Genomic DNA, 13,433 nt, shown 5'->3' on the forward strand with positions numbered 1-13,433 from the left:
AAGGGGCGGGAGGTGAGTCGTCACCCCTTGCGTGTGGCGCGGGTGCTCACCCCCTCCACCCGTCACCCCGGACTTGGTCCGGGGTCCACCCGTCCGCATGCATGCGGCTGGAGCCTCGGACCGTGCCCCCCGCCGCTGGGTAGACCCCGGAACAAGTCCGGGGTGACGGAGTGGGTGGATCGAAGGTCACCCACCCCGATTCGCGATCACGCCCCCGCCGGGATCTGCTGGCTGATGCAATGGAAGCTGCCGCCGCCGGTCAGGATATGGTCGGCGCGCAGACCCACCGCCTCGCGATCCGGGAACAGCGCCTGCACCGCACGCACCGCGGCGGCATCGTTCTCCGCACCGTACAGCGGCACGACCACCGCGGCATTGCCGATATAGAAGTTCATATAGCTCGCCGGCACGACCTCCTCGTCGCGCAGCACGCGGCCCGGCGACGGGATCGTCACCACCTCCAGCCCCGCCGCGCGCGCGTCGCGCAACGCATGCTGGTAGACCTGCCAATTGGGGTCGTTCTCCGCCGCTTCCGGCAGCGCCAGCTTGCCCTCGCCGACGAAGCGCGCGAGATTGTCGACATGGCCGTCGGTATGGTCGTTGAGCAGCCCGTCGCCCAGCCACACCACCTTGGTCAGCCCGAGGTCGTCGCGCAGCCGCGCCTCGATCTGCGCCTTGTCGAGCGTCGGGTTGCGGTTGGGGTTGAGCAGACATTGCTCGGTCGTCACGACGACGCCGGTGCCGTCGCCGTCGATCGCGCCGCCCTCGAGCACCCAATTACAGTAACCGACGCGGCGACCGCGCTGCTTGGCGAGGCGCAGGCCGATCGTATCGTCGCCGGGCAGATCGTATTTGCCGCCCCAGCCGTTGAACCCGAAGTCGCAGGCCTCGCCATTACCGAGCAGGATCGGGCCGGTATCGCGCAGCCAAATGTCGCCGAACGGCTCGACCACCACCTCGGCGAACGGCGCCATCGTCCGTGCCGCCGCGCCCGCCTCGGCATCGGCGGCGACGAGGATCACCGTCTCGCCGCGCCCCTCGGCATGCACCGCACGGGCGAAGGCGGCGACTTCGGCGCGGGCCGGATCGAGATCCTCCTCCCACAATTCGGGATGGCTCGGAAAGCCGATCCATACGGCGTCATGCGGTGCCCATTCGGCGGGCGGCGGAACGACGGTCACTTCGCGGCTCCCAGGCTGGCACGGCTCTTGTCGCGGATCGCACGGAATTCGTCGCCCGGCGTCCAATTGGGCCAGTCGCGACCGTCGGCGAGATCGCGCGCGATCATATAATAGAGGCCGACGTCCTGCTGCACGCCGCTCCAATCCCAATTGGGATCATATTCGTCGGAGGGCGCGTGATAGCGATTCTCTTCATAGTCCTTTGCCGCCGCCTGACCCGCGGCGAGCCCGCCCTTCACCAGATTCTGGCCGGTCTCGAAATAGACCATCGGCACGCCGTGCTTGGCGAGGCTGAAATGGTCGGAGCGATAATAGAAGCCCTTCTCCGGCGTCGGCTCGGGCGTCGCGGTGCGGCCCTGCCGCTTGAGCGCGGCGGTGAGATAGCCGTCGAGCTGCGACTTGCCCGGCCCGATCACGATCACGTCCTTCGCGGGGCCGTACATGGCGAGCGCGTCCATATTGGCGCCGCCGACCGTCTTGGCGAGCGGATAGACCGGGTTCTCGCCATAATAAGCCGAGCCGAGCAGCCCCGATTCCTCGGCGGTCAGCGCGACGAACACCATCGAGCGGCGCGCCGGCCCGGCCTTGGCATTGGCCTCGGCGAGCGCGACCAGCGCCGCGGTGCCGTCGGCATTGTCGACCGCACCGTTGCAGATGTCGTCGCCGTTGACCGGGGTGCAGCGGCCGAGATGATCCCAATGCGCCGACAGCAGGACATATTCGTCCGGTGCCTCGCGGCCGGGCAGGATGCCGACGACATTGTGCGAGATCTGCTTCTTGATCTGGTTGTCGAAGCGCACCGACGCCTTCAGCCCGAGCGGCACCGGCTTGAAGCCCTTGACCTTCGCGGCGGCGGCGAGGCTATCGAAGTCCTTGCCGGCGCTGGCGAACAGCGCACGCGCCTTGTCGAGCTGCATCCAGCCGTGCGCGGCGGTATCGTCCATATGGCCATTGGCGGCATCGGCGACATGCGCCGCGCCGGTGTTGCTCGACTGGACGACGTTCCAGCCATAGGCCGCAGGCTCGGTCTGGTGGACGATGATCACCGCCGCCGCGCCCTGCCGTGCCGCTTCCTCATATTTGTACGTCCAGCGGCCGTAATAGGTCATCGCACGGCCGTTGAACGGGCCGGTCAGCCCCGGCGTCTGCCAGTCGGGATCGTTGATCAGGACGATCACCGTCTTCCCCTTCACGTCGAGCCCGGCGTAATCGTTCCAGCCCTTTTCGGGCGCGACGATGCCGTAACCCGCGAAGACGATGTCGCTGTCCTTGACGTCGATATGCGGCGTGACGCGATAGGTGCCGACCACCATGTCCTTGCCGTAAGCGAGGGCAAGCGGCGTCTTGCCGCCGGTGATGGTCAGCGGCGTGACGTTCTGCGCGGTGATCTCGACCAGCGGCACGTCCTGCAACCAGCTGCCCTTGTTGCCCGGCTTCAGGCCCGCCTTGGCGAATTGCTGTTCGAGATAGGCGAGCGTCTTCTCCTCGCCGGCGCTACCCGGCGCGCGGCCTTCGAACGCATCGGACGACAACGTCCTGGTGACGGCCTTCATCGTCTCGACCGAGATCGGCGGCGCGGATTGGGCGAGCGCCATGCCGGGCGTGGCAAGCAGGGCCGCAAGAACGAAACGACGCATCGATTACTCCGCATGGATGGCAGCGTGGCCGGTCTTTTGCCGCCGGGGCGCGGGCTTGTCCACGGTCCGGGCCGCGGGACGGAGAAGGTTTCGCGCGCAGAGACGCAGAGACGCAGAGGTCTCCCGCCAGCCGCGCCGAAGGCGCTTCTCTTCCAAAGGCGAAAAGCAGGCGACGCAGCCTCCGCGGATCACCTCCGCGTCTCTGCGCCTCTGCGCCTCTGCGCCTCTGCGCCTCTGCGCGCAAAATCGATCCACGCGAAGACGCGAAGACGCGAAGAGAAGAAAGGAGGGCCACACCTGCGGTGATCGATGCGTCCACCCCAAGCGGAACACCTTCGCGTCTTCGCGTCTTCGCGTGAACCAAAAAGAGCGGCCCGCATGGACCGCCCCTTCCGAATCTAAAAGTGGCAGCAGGCCGGTCTTCTGCCGCCGGTCGCGGGCTTGTCCACGGTCCGGGTCACGGAACGGAGAAGGTTTTGCGCGCAGAGACGCAGAGGTGTTCCGCCAGCGGCGCCGAAGGCGCTTCTCTTCCAAAGGCGAAAAGCAGGCGACGAGGCCTCCCGCGGATCACCTCCGCGTCTCTGCGCCTCTGCGCGCGAAATCGATTCACGCGAAGACGCGAAGAGAAAGAACGAGGGCCACACCCGCGGTGATCGATGCGTCCACCCCAAGCGGAACACCGTCGCGTCTTCGCGTGAATCAAAAAGGGCGGCCCGCAAGGACCGCCCCTTCCAAATCCGAAACCGGAAGACCCGAAATCAGCGCGAGTAGAACTCGACGACCAGGTTCGGTTCCATCTTCACCGGGTAAGGCACCTCGTCGAGCGTCGGCACGCGGACGAAGGTGATCTTGGCGTTGCCGTCCGGCGCGACGTAATCGGGGATCTCACGCTCGGCGAGGTTCTGCGCCTCGAGCACCAGCGCCATTTCCTTGGCCTTGCTGCCCAGGGTGATCTCGTCGCCGACGAAGCAGCGGCGCGACGCGATGTTGCACTTCACGCCGTTGACGCGGATGTGGCCGTGGCTGACGATCTGGCGCGCGGCGAAGATCGTCGGCGCGAACTTGGCGCGATAGACGATCATGTCGAGACGCTGCTCGAGCAGGCCGATCAGGTTCTGGCTGGTGTCGCCCTTCATGCGGGCCGCCTCCGTGTAGCAGGCCTTGAACTGCTTCTCGGTGACGTCGCCGTAATAGCCCTTGAGCTTCTGCTTGGCGCGCAGCTGGATGCCGAAGTCCGACACCTTGCCCTTGCGGCGCTGACCGTGCTGGCCCGGGCCGTATTCGCGCTTGTTGACCGGGCTCTTCGGCCGGCCCCAGATGTTCTCGCCGAGACGACGGTCGAGCTTGTGCTTGGCGCTGTGGCGCTTCGACATGATATTTCCTTGGCAACTGAAACGACGTGATCCCGCCCCATGGCAAGCCATGCGGCGGGGTTGATCCCGGTATCGCTCTGCTGATCCCTTGCGGGGGCAGGCCGTCCGCTTCACCGGGGTGCGGGGGCTGTTGCGAAGGCGGCCGCCTAGATGCTGGCGCTTATCCTGTCAAGGACGCAGCGCCTGCGGGATCGTCATATTGCGCGCGGCATTAGCCCGGCGCGCCGTGTCCCAATTGTCGCCGTTGCGCGCGTCGATGACGGCCCATTCGCCGCGGGTGAAACAGGTCTGGTGCGGCATGATCGATCCGATCGGTGCTTCGCGACGACAGATCCGCTTGGCCTTCACCGTGGGCGCGGGCGACGGCGTCGTCGCTGGCGCGGCATCCTGCGCGCCGGCGGACAGAATCATCGCGGCAATGGCGAAAGCGAACATGGCGACCCTCCCTGATACGGCAGCAAAGGTGACACGATCCGTCCGGCAAGGGAAGATGGCGACGCCACGAACTCGACATCCGTGGCGGCGGCGATAAGGAAGCGCGATGACCACGCCCCCTGCCCCGGCACTGGCCGGCCCCGATTGCACGACGATGATCGAGGTGCGCGCCGGCGTCGACGCGCTCGATCGCGAGCTGGTCGCGCTGCTCGCACGCCGTTTCGCCTATATGGACGCCGCGGCGCGCATCAAGCCGGAGCGCGGCCACGTCCGCGACGAGGCCCGCAAGGCACAGGTCATCGCCAATGCCCGCGCCGAGGCGGAATCGCTCGGCCTGCCCGGCGCGGTCATCGCCGATCTGTGGGAGCAGCTCGTCGAAGCGTCGATCGCCTACGAACTGGCGTCGTTCGACCGGCGCTGAGCCTCGACCCGGCGTTCCTTGGCGCCGTCCAGCGCCGACAGCACGCCGCGCACGGTCCGCACCTCCTGCGACGACCAGCCCGGCTTGGTCAGCAGCGTGCGCAGCGTCCGCCGCGTCTGGAACACGCGCTCGGGCGGGAAGAAGAAATTGGCGCGCTCCAGCATGTCGTCGAGCTGGAGGATCATTCCCTCCAGTTCCTCATGCGGTGCGGGCGGCTCGATCGGGTTGATCGACGGCTGCGCCAGCGTCTCGCCCTTCGACCATTCGTAGGCGACGAGGATCACCGCCTGCGCCAGGTTGAGGCTGCCGAATTCGGGATTGATCGGCACGGTGACGATCGTCCGCGCGAGCGCGACGTCGTCGGTCTCCAGCCCCGACCGCTCCGGCCCGAACAGGATCGCCGACCGCTCCGGCGCGGCGTGGATGTCGCGCGCCGCGACCTCGGGCGTCACCACCGGCTTGGTGATGCCGCGCTTGCGCACCGTCGTCGCATAGACGTGCGCGCAATCCGCCACCGCCTCGGCGACGCTGTCGAACACCTGCGCGTCGGCGAGCACGCTGTCGGCGCCGCTCGCCGCCGGCCCCGCCTGCGGATTGGGCCAGCCGTCGCGCGGGCTGACCAGCCGCATGTCGGTGAGCCCGAAATTGAGCATGGCGCGCGCCGCCTTGCCAATATTCTCGCCCAATTGCGGGCGGACGAGCACGATCACCGGCTTCATTCGGCGCGCCCCGCCTGCTCGACCGTGCCGGCGAATTCCTCGAAGTCGCGCGCCTCGCTGAAATCGCGATAGACGCTGGCGAAACGGATATAGGCGACCGAATCGAGCCCCTTTAGCCCGTCCATCACCATTTCGCCGATCCGCTTCGACGACACTTCGCTCTCGCCCTGCGTCTCGAGCTGGCGCTGGATGCCGCTGACCAGTTTCTCGATCCGCACCGGCTCGATCGGCCGCTTGCGCGTCGCGATCGATACCGAACGCAGCAGCTTCTCGCGGTCGAACGGCTCGCGCCGCACCCCGCCGCTGCCGGTGCTCTTGATCACCCACAGGTCGCGGAGCTGGATCCGCTCGAAGGTGGTGAAGCGCGCCGCGCAGCCCTCGCACTGGCGCCGGCGCCGGATCGCCGCCCCGTCTTCCGTGGGGCGGCTGTCCTTCACCTGGCTGTCTTCATGGCCGCAGAACGGGCAACGCATTCAGGCGATCAATCCTTGCGCTTGGCATAAGCGACGCCCGCGCCGACCAGCGCACCGAGCACCGGGCCGACGAACGGGATCGGGATCGCCACCACCGCGCCGATCGCGCCATATTTGGCCATCTTCTTGCCGAGGCCGGGGGTGTTCTTGACGGTCGCCTGGACCTCTTCGATCTTCGACATGGTGTTATCCTTCGTAGATGGGGAAGCGTGCGCACAGCGTGCGTACACGCTGCCGAACGTTCGCCTCGACCTCGGGGTCCCCATGTTCGCCCTTCTTGGCCAAACCGTCGAGCACGTCGGCGACCATGTTGCCGATCTCGCGGAATTCGGCGGGGCCGAAGCCGCGCGTGGTGCCGGCGGGCGAGCCGACGCGGATGCCGCTGGTCTTGACCGGCGGCAGCGGATCGTTGGGAATGCCGTTCTTGTTGCAGGTGATGCCCGCGCGCTCCAGCGCCTCGTCGGCGTCCTTGCCGGTGATGCCGAGCGGGGTGAGGTCGATCAGCGCAAGATGCGTGTCGGTGCCGCCCGAGACGACGTCCGAGCCGCGCTCCTTCAGCGTCGCGGCAAGCACCTTGGCGTTCTCGACCACCGCGGCGATATAGCTCTTGTAGCCCGGCTGGAGCGCCTCGCCGAACGCGACCGCCTTGGCGGCGATGACGTGCATAAGCGGCCCGCCCTGCAGCCCCGGGAACACCGCCGAGTTGATCTTCTTGGCCAGCGCCTCGTCGTCGGTCATGATCATGCCGCCCCGCGGCCCACGCAGCGTCTTGTGCGTCGTCGTGGTGACGACGTGCGCATGGCCGAACGGTGTCGGATGCAGGCCGGCGGCGACGATGCCGGCGAAATGCGCCATGTCGACCATGAAGTACGCGCCGACCTTGTCGGCGATCTCGCGGAAGCGCGCGAAGTCGATCGTGCGCGGATAGGCGCTGCCGCCGGCGATGATGAGCTTCGGGCTATGCTCGACAGCGAGGCGCTCGACCTGATCGTAATCGATCAGATGCGTCACCGGATCGACGCCGTACTGGATCGCGTTGAACCACTTGCCGCTCATCGCCGCGCGTGCGCCATGGGTGAGGTGGCCGCCGGCGTCGAGGCTCATGCCGAGGATCGTCTCGCCCGGCTTGACCAGCGCGAGCATCACCGCGCCGTTCGCCTGCGCGCCCGAATGCGGCTGGACGTTGACGAAGCCGCAGCCGAAGATCTGCTTGGCCCGCTCGATCGCGAGGCTCTCGACCTCGTCCGACGGCGCGCAGCCCTGATAATAGCGCTTGCCCGGATAGCCCTCGGCATATTTGTTGGTGAAGACCGAGCCCTGCGCCTCCAGCACCGCCTTGGAGACGATATTCTCCGACGCGATCAGCTCGATCTGCGTCTGCTCGCGCTCCAGTTCGTGCGCGATGCCGGCGAACACCGCGGGATCGGCGTCGGCGAGCGCTTGGCTGAAGAAGCCGGTGTGGCGGATATCGCTGAAATCGGTGGGCTGGGTGCTCATGGGATCAGTCCTTTCGCGACAATTTGTCGACGCGGTTCTGGTGACGGCCACCCTCGAACGGGGCGGCGAGGAAGGCTTCGAGACAGGCCTTGGCGAGATCGGGGCCGATCAGCCGCGCGCCCATCGCGAGGACGTTGGCGTCGTTGTGCTGGCGCGCCAGCGCCGCCGACAGCGGTTCGGAGACGAGTGCGCAGCGGCAGGCCGGCTCGCGGTTGACCGCGATCGAGATGCCGATCCCCGATCCGCACAAAGCGACGCCGAAATCGGCCTCGCCCGCCGCGACGGCGCGGGCCAGCTTGTAGCCGTAATCGGGATAGTCGACGCGCGCATCGCTGTCCGGCCCGAGATCGATCGCCGCATGGCCGAGCGTGCCGGCATGATCGACCAGCAGCGCCTTCAGCGCGACGGCGGCGTGATCGGAGGCGAAGGCGATGCGCAAGGGTGACGTCCCGTGACGATGATGGGCGGTCAGGGCGCCTTAGCGGGGGACACCGGCAAATGCCACACCTGTTGCGGAACGTAGCGCGTCGCTCGCGCGCTAAGCCAACCACGCAATGCAGGATAAGAATATGCCGCAAGTTCCTCGCTCCCGCGCTCGCCGGCATGGCTGATCCCGTCTCCGCCCGCGGCAGCGTCGGCGAATCGCCGCTGATCCTCGGCTATGCCGGGCTGTTCCCGCAGATCGCCGCGGTCGCCACCTGCTTCTTTTCCGCCGAAAGCGATGTCGGGCCGATGTTCGCCTTCGCCTATGCGGCGCTGATCCTCAGCTTCCTCGGCGGCATCTGGTGGGGCTTCGCGATGCGCAGCGGCCGCGATCAGGGCCGGATCGCGACGCTGGCGGTGCTGCCGTCGCTGTTCGGCGCGCTGCTGATCCTGCTGTCGATCGCGCATGTGCTGCCACTGGGCCTCGCGCTGGTGCTGATGGGCTCGGCGGTGATCACCACGCTGCTGATCGACCGCCGCCTGGTCGAGTCCGCCCACGCCCCCACCGGCTGGATGACGCTGCGCGTGCCGCTGTCGATCGGGCTCGGCGGGCTGACGATCCTCTGCGGGATCATCTGCGGCCTGTCGGCCAGCTGATCGCGCGGGCGGCTACACGCCGTTGCCCGACTTCGCCGGGCTCCGTCGCATGGGCCGGACGCTTTCCCAACCCACCCCGTCACCCCGGACTTGTTCCGGGGTCCACCGGGCCGCAAGAGTAAGGTGTATTTCTTAGCCGTTCCCCTCGCCGCGGAAGGGAACCTCGACTTGTTCCAGACCTCTACGAAAGTCACTCAGTGCTCCTGCGAACGCAGGAGCCCAGGAGTCCCGAACGCCATGAAGCGTTGTTCAGATTGGCTCTGGGCTCCTGCTTTCGCAGGAGCACTGGGCTGATTCACCGGATCGGGACTTTCGCAAAGTCTCGAACGAGTCCGGGGTGACGGGTCTGAGGAAGAAACTAACCGAACCTCGCTGCCGCCGCGATATTCGATGGTCCTGAACCCCACCGAACACCGGCGACGCCCGGACGCCGCGTCAGGCCGCCTTTCGCAAGGCGAGCCGGCTCCAGATCTCGACCAGCGCGTCGGTCAGCTCGCGCATCATCTCGGGCGTGTGGCTCGGGCCGGGGGTGAAGCGCAGCCGCTCGGTGCCGCGCGGCACGGTGGGATAATTGATCGGCTGCACGTAGACGCCATATTCGGCGAGCAGGATATCGCTGATCCGCTTCGCCTTGACCGGATCGCCGACGAGGATCGGCACGATATGCGTGCTGCCGAGCATCACCGGCAGCCCCGCCTCGCTCAGCATCGTCTTGAGCAGCGTCGCCGACGCCTGCTGGCCCTCGCGCTCGACGCTCGACGCCTTGAGGTGGCGGACGCTGGCAAGCACGCCCGCGACCAGCACCGGCGACAGCGAGGTCGTGAAGATGAACCCCGGCGCATAGCTGCGGATCACGTCGATGATCGTCTGGTCGGCGGCGATATAGCCGCCCATCACGCCGAACGCCTTGCCGAGCGTACCCTCGATGATCGTCAGCCGGTCGGCGACGCCCTCGGCTTCCGAAATGCCGCCGCCGCGTGCGCCGTACATGCCGACCGCATGGACCTCGTCGAGATAGGTCAGCGCATTGTATTTGTCGGCGAGGTCGCAGATCGCCGCGATCGGCGCGACGTCGGCCTCCATCGAATAGACGCTCTCGAACGCGATCAGCTTCGGCACCGTCGGATCCTCGGCGGCGAGCAGTTCCTCGAGATGCGCGAGATCGTTGTGGCGGAAGATGCGCTTCTCGCAGCCGGCGTTGCGGATGCCGGCGATCATCGAGGCGTGGTTGAGCTCGTCCGAGAAGATCACGCAGCCCGGCAGGATCTTGGCGAGCGTCGACAGCGTCGCCTCGTTCGAGACATAGCCGCTGGTGAACAGCAGCGCGCCTTCCTTGCCGTGCAGGTCGGCGAGCTCGTGCTCGAGATCGACGTGATAATGGGTGTTGCCGCCGATGTTGCGCGTGCCGCCCGAACCGGCGCCGACGTCGTGCAGCGCCTCTTCCATCGCCGCGATCACCTTCGGATGCTGGCCCATCGCGAGATAGTCGTTCGAGCACCAGACGGTGATCGGCTTGGGCCCGTTATGGCCGGCGAAGCAGCGCGCGTTCGGGAAGGCGCCCTTGTTGCGGAGGATGTCGATGAAGACCCGATACCGGCCCTCGCTGTGCAGGCGATCGATCGCCTGGGTGAAGACGCGCGAATAATCCACGCGTACGTCGGTACCGTCGCTGCTCATGGGCACCATGTACCGATGCGGCGACGGGCTTGCCAGTGGATAAAAGCGCTCAGCGTGATCGGCAGGCTGGACATTTTGTCCCACCCTCACGGGGCGGGCGCGGCACGACCCGTCGACCGGCACAGGGATGGATGCTGGCGGAAGAAACGCCCGCCCCACACCCCACCGTTCGCGCTGAGCCTGTCGAAGCGTTCGCGCTGAGCCTGTCGAAGCGCCCGTGCCATAGGCGGTCGTTCCGTACGGGGCACCGCCCTTCGACAGGCTCAGGGCGAACGGTGGGACAAAAGAGCCGACGCTCCACCCGCCGGCCGGTACGACTCAAAGCCCCTCGATCGTCCCGATTCCATAATCCGCCAGCGCCGGCGCCAGCGCCCGCTCCGCGTCGCCCAGCCGCGTGAACACCGCGCGATGCACCGACTCGCCCGCGGGCCAGCCCTGCCCCTCGGTCAGGAAAGCGATCCGCCGCGCGATCCCCGGGCCGCCATCCACGAAGTGCACGCCGGCCGGCGCCGCCGCCGCCAGTTCCGCCGCGACCAGCGGGAAATGCGTACAGGCATTGACGATCACGTCGATCCGCGCGCCCTCTGGCTGATCGAACAGCCCGCCGAGCACCGCGCGATAGCGCACCGGATCGGCCGTCGCCCCCGCCAGTTTCGCCTCCGCCAGCCGCACCAGTTCCGCCGAGCCATGCCGCAGCACCGTGCAATCCCCGGCGAACCGCGCCGCGAGATCATCGACATAGGCCTGACGCACCGTCGCCTCGGTGCCGAGCACGCCGATCACCCGGCTGCGGCTCAGCGCCGCGGCGGGCTTGATCGCCGGCACCGTGCCGACCACCGGCACGTCGAGCGCCGCGCGCACCACCGGCAGCGCGATCGTCGAGGCGGTGTTGCAGGCGATCACCACCAGCCGCGGCCGATACCGCTCCACCAGCCGCCCGAGCAGCGCCGGCACCCGCGCCGCAATCTCCGCCTCGCTCTTGATCCCATAGGGAAATCCGGCGGAATCGGCGGCGTAGACGATCGGCGCGCGCGGCAGCAGCACGCGCGTCGGTGCGACCACCGACAGGCCGCCGACACCCGAATCGAAGAACAGGATCGGCGCATCATCCATCGCCGCGTCCATAAGCCGCCGCCACGCGACGCGCCAACCTTGATCGAGATCAGGAAGCGCCCATTGGCGAAACCGCCCCGGACCCGCTATGATCCGCCGGGGAGGACGGGGCAGCTTTGGATACGCACATACTCTGGATCGCGCCGGCGTGCGCGCTGCTGCTCGGCTATGTGCTGGGGTCGATCCCGTTCGGCGTCATCCTCACCCGGCTGGCGGGCGCGGGCGACCTGCGCAGCATCGGCTCGGGCAATATCGGTGCCACCAACGTCCTGCGGACCGGCCGCAAGGGGCTGGCGGCGGCGACCTTGCTGCTCGATCTCGCCAAGGGCGCGGCGGCGGTGTGGCTGGCGGAATGGCTGTTCCCCGGCGACGGCATGATCGCCGCAGCGGCGGCGTTCGTCGGCCATTGCTACCCGATCTGGCTGCGCTTCAAGGGCGGCAAGGGCGTCGCGACGCTGATGGGCATCGTCCTCGCGCTGCACTGGCCGATGGGCCTCGTCTATGCGGCCGTCTGGCTCGGCCTGCTCGCCAGCCTGCGCATCTCCTCGGTCGCCGGCATGGCCGCGGCGGTCAGCGCACCGGTCAGCGGCGCGCTGTTCGGGCGGTTCGATCTCGTCATGCTGCTGCTCGCGCTCGCCGCGATCGTGCTGTGGAAGCATCGCGACAATATCGAGCGGCTGCTCGCCGGGACCGAGCCGCGCATCGGCGGCGCGCGCGACGGCGAGGAAACGAATGCGCTCCGCGATGGCTGAGCGCGATGTCGCGCGCCTCCGTCTCCTTCGTACCACCGGGATCGGCCCGGTCACCTGGCGCCAGTTGCTCGCCCGCTTCGGCACCGCCGAGGCGGCGCTCGACATGCTGCCGACGCTCGCCCGCCGCGGCGGCGGCGCCCCGCCACGCATCGCCGAACGCGCCGCGGTCGAGCGCGAGATGGCGGCGACGACGCGGCTCGGCGCGCGCTATCTGTTCCTCGACGATCCCGACTATCCGCCGCTGCTCGCCCAGATCGACACCGCCCCGCCCGCGCTGATCCTGCGCGGCGACCTCCCGCTGGCAAGCCGGACGACGGTGGCGATCGTCGGCGCGCGCAACGCCTCCGCGGCGGCGTGCCGCTTCGCGCGCAGCCTCGCGCACGACCTTGCCGCGGAGGGTGCGACGATCGTCTCCGGCCTCGCCCGCGGCATCGACACCGCCGCGCACGTCGGCGCGCTGCCGCGCACGATCGGCGTCATCGCCAGCGGCATCGACGTGGCCTTCCCGCCGGAAAACGCCGCGTTGCAGGACCAGGTGGCGAGCGAGGCGCTGCTGATCGCCGAACAGCCGCCCGGCACCCAGCCGCTCGCCCGCCATTTCCCGTCGCGCAACCGGATCATCGCCGGCCTCGCGCTCGGCACCGTGGTGGTCGAGGCGGCGCCGCGCTCGGGCTCGCTGATCACCGCGCGGCTGGCGGGCGAGATGGGCCGCGAGGTCATGGCGGTGCCCGGCAGCCCGCTCGACCCGCGCGCGCAGGGCTGCAACCAGTTGATCCGCGACGGCGCGACCTTGATCCAAACCGCCGCCGACGTCCTCGAACAGCTCCGCCCGATCGATCCCCGCGCCGTCCGCGCGCCCGCGTCGCCTTACGCCGCCCCGCCCCCGGCGGATGCGAGCGACGCCGACCGCACCCGCATCACCGCCTTGCTCGGCCCGGCGCCCGTCCCGGTCGACGAACTGTTCCGCCAGAGCGGCCTCGCCCCGGCGATCGTCCAGACGGTATTGCTCGAACTCGAACTCGCCGGCCGGCTGGAGCGGCATGCCGGCGGCCGGGTCAGCCTCATCGCCTGACGC

General features: G+C 68.4%; 15 protein-coding genes. 4 read left to right on the forward strand and 11 right to left on the reverse strand.

Features of this window, described 5'->3' with window-relative positions; all coding sequences use genetic code 11:
- Positions 1 to 206: 206 nt before the first annotated feature.
- The 4 genes from FFS23_RS04035 to FFS23_RS04050 form a co-directional block, all read right to left on the reverse strand.
- Positions 207 to 1,181, reverse strand: a complete 975-nt coding sequence (locus FFS23_RS04035; RefSeq protein WP_137897547.1) for an agmatine deiminase family protein — start codon at positions 1,179 to 1,181, stop codon at positions 207 to 209.
- Positions 1,178 to 2,818, reverse strand: coding sequence for a M28 family metallopeptidase (locus FFS23_RS04040; protein WP_038663794.1), 1,641 nt, complete (start codon positions 2,816 to 2,818; stop codon positions 1,178 to 1,180). The genes FFS23_RS04035 and FFS23_RS04040 overlap by 4 nt, the downstream gene beginning before the upstream one ends.
- A 758-nt stretch (positions 2,819 to 3,576) precedes the next feature.
- Positions 3,577 to 4,191 carry a 30S ribosomal protein S4 gene (gene rpsD / locus FFS23_RS04045; RefSeq protein ID WP_038663797.1) on the reverse strand — a complete coding sequence of 205 codons (615 nt, stop codon included), beginning with the start codon at positions 4,189 to 4,191 and terminating at the stop codon, positions 3,577 to 3,579.
- A 168-nt stretch (positions 4,192 to 4,359) separates the two neighbouring features.
- Positions 4,360 to 4,626, reverse strand: a complete 267-nt coding sequence (locus FFS23_RS04050; protein WP_137897548.1) for a hypothetical protein — start codon at positions 4,624 to 4,626, stop codon at positions 4,360 to 4,362.
- Between the two features lie 106 nt (positions 4,627 to 4,732).
- Between FFS23_RS04050 and FFS23_RS04055 the strand changes: the two genes are divergently transcribed.
- Complete coding sequence (locus FFS23_RS04055; protein WP_038663803.1) at positions 4,733 to 5,047, forward strand: chorismate mutase; 315 nt, start codon at positions 4,733 to 4,735, stop codon at positions 5,045 to 5,047.
- Here FFS23_RS04055 and FFS23_RS04060 read toward each other — a convergent pair.
- The 5 genes from FFS23_RS04060 to rpiB are packed head-to-tail and all read right to left on the reverse strand — an operon-like array spanning position 5,017 to position 8,175.
- Positions 5,017 to 5,766 carry an RNA methyltransferase gene (locus FFS23_RS04060; protein WP_137897549.1) on the reverse strand — a complete coding sequence of 250 codons (750 nt, stop codon included), beginning with the start codon at positions 5,764 to 5,766 and terminating at the stop codon, positions 5,017 to 5,019. The genes FFS23_RS04055 and FFS23_RS04060 overlap by 31 nt on opposite strands.
- On the reverse strand, positions 5,763 to 6,239 hold the full coding sequence (nrdR, locus tag FFS23_RS04065; protein ID WP_038663810.1) for a transcriptional regulator NrdR: 477 nt from the start codon (positions 6,237 to 6,239) through the stop codon (positions 5,763 to 5,765). The genes FFS23_RS04060 and nrdR overlap by 4 nt, the downstream gene beginning before the upstream one ends.
- Before the next feature lie 8 nt (positions 6,240 to 6,247).
- Positions 6,248 to 6,421: a small multi-drug export protein gene (locus FFS23_RS20000; RefSeq protein WP_166753199.1), complete on the reverse strand. Its 174-nt coding sequence runs from the start codon at positions 6,419 to 6,421 to the stop codon at positions 6,248 to 6,250.
- A gap of 4 nt (positions 6,422 to 6,425) precedes the next feature.
- Positions 6,426 to 7,736, reverse strand: a complete 1,311-nt coding sequence (glyA, locus tag FFS23_RS04070; RefSeq protein WP_137897550.1) for a serine hydroxymethyltransferase — start codon at positions 7,734 to 7,736, stop codon at positions 6,426 to 6,428.
- A 4-nt stretch (positions 7,737 to 7,740) separates the two neighbouring features.
- A complete protein-coding gene (rpiB, locus tag FFS23_RS04075; RefSeq protein WP_038663816.1) occupies positions 7,741 to 8,175 on the reverse strand; it encodes a ribose 5-phosphate isomerase B in 435 nt (144 codons plus the stop codon).
- 164 nt (positions 8,176 to 8,339) lie between these two features.
- On the opposite strand from rpiB, the gene FFS23_RS04080 reads away from it, so the two are divergent.
- Positions 8,340 to 8,816, forward strand: coding sequence for a DUF3429 domain-containing protein (locus FFS23_RS04080; RefSeq protein WP_052075664.1), 477 nt, complete (start codon positions 8,340 to 8,342; stop codon positions 8,814 to 8,816).
- Positions 8,817 to 9,251: 435 nt separating this feature from the next.
- Here the strand turns inward: FFS23_RS04080 and hemA are convergent, their stop codons facing one another.
- On the reverse strand, positions 9,252 to 10,493 hold the full coding sequence (hemA, locus tag FFS23_RS04085; protein WP_038667350.1) for a 5-aminolevulinate synthase: 1,242 nt from the start codon (positions 10,491 to 10,493) through the stop codon (positions 9,252 to 9,254).
- 318 nt (positions 10,494 to 10,811) lie between these two features.
- Entirely contained in the window at positions 10,812 to 11,606 is a 795-nt protein-coding gene (gene murI, locus FFS23_RS04090) for a glutamate racemase (RefSeq protein WP_137897551.1), read from the reverse strand.
- Between the two features lie 116 nt (positions 11,607 to 11,722).
- Here murI and plsY point away from each other — a divergent pair, with 116 nt between their 5' ends.
- Positions 11,723 to 12,358 (forward strand): glycerol-3-phosphate 1-O-acyltransferase PlsY, encoded by a 636-nt coding sequence (gene plsY, locus FFS23_RS04095; RefSeq protein ID WP_249340511.1) that lies wholly within the window; start codon positions 11,723 to 11,725, stop codon positions 12,356 to 12,358.
- Complete coding sequence (dprA, locus tag FFS23_RS04100; RefSeq protein WP_137897552.1) at positions 12,351 to 13,430, forward strand: DNA-processing protein DprA; 1,080 nt, start codon at positions 12,351 to 12,353, stop codon at positions 13,428 to 13,430. Before plsY ends, dprA begins: the two co-directional genes overlap by 8 nt.
- Positions 13,431 to 13,433: the final 3 nt, after the last annotated feature.

This window comes from Sphingomonas sp. 2SG, from assembly GCF_005503285.1.
Lineage (GTDB): Bacteria > Pseudomonadota > Alphaproteobacteria > Sphingomonadales > Sphingomonadaceae > Sphingomonas > Sphingomonas taxi.

Excerpts from the sequence above, each read along its gene's own strand:
- FFS23_RS04050 (WP_137897548.1), bottom strand. The coding sequence starts at position 4,626 with ATGTTCGCTTTCGCCATTGCCGCGATGATTCTGTCCGCCGGCGCGCAG.
- dprA (WP_137897552.1), top strand. The coding sequence starts at position 12,351 with ATGGCTGAGCGCGATGTCGCGCGCCTCCGTCTCCTTCGTACCACCGGG.
- FFS23_RS04055 (WP_038663803.1), top strand. The coding sequence starts at position 4,733 with ATGACCACGCCCCCTGCCCCGGCACTGGCCGGCCCCGATTGCACGACG.
- FFS23_RS20000 (WP_166753199.1), bottom strand. The coding sequence starts at position 6,421 with ATGTCGAAGATCGAAGAGGTCCAGGCGACCGTCAAGAACACCCCCGGC.
- FFS23_RS04080 (WP_052075664.1), top strand. The coding sequence starts at position 8,340 with ATGGCTGATCCCGTCTCCGCCCGCGGCAGCGTCGGCGAATCGCCGCTG.
- FFS23_RS04040 (WP_038663794.1), bottom strand. The coding sequence starts at position 2,818 with ATGCGTCGTTTCGTTCTTGCGGCCCTGCTTGCCACGCCCGGCATGGCG.
- hemA (WP_038667350.1), bottom strand. The coding sequence starts at position 10,493 with ATGAGCAGCGACGGTACCGACGTACGCGTGGATTATTCGCGCGTCTTC.
- glyA (WP_137897550.1), bottom strand. The coding sequence starts at position 7,736 with ATGAGCACCCAGCCCACCGATTTCAGCGATATCCGCCACACCGGCTTC.
- nrdR (WP_038663810.1), bottom strand. The coding sequence starts at position 6,239 with ATGCGTTGCCCGTTCTGCGGCCATGAAGACAGCCAGGTGAAGGACAGC.
- murI (WP_137897551.1), bottom strand. The coding sequence starts at position 11,606 with ATGGATGATGCGCCGATCCTGTTCTTCGATTCGGGTGTCGGCGGCCTG.
- rpsD (WP_038663797.1), bottom strand. The coding sequence starts at position 4,191 with ATGTCGAAGCGCCACAGCGCCAAGCACAAGCTCGACCGTCGTCTCGGC.
- FFS23_RS04060 (WP_137897549.1), bottom strand. The coding sequence starts at position 5,766 with ATGAAGCCGGTGATCGTGCTCGTCCGCCCGCAATTGGGCGAGAATATT.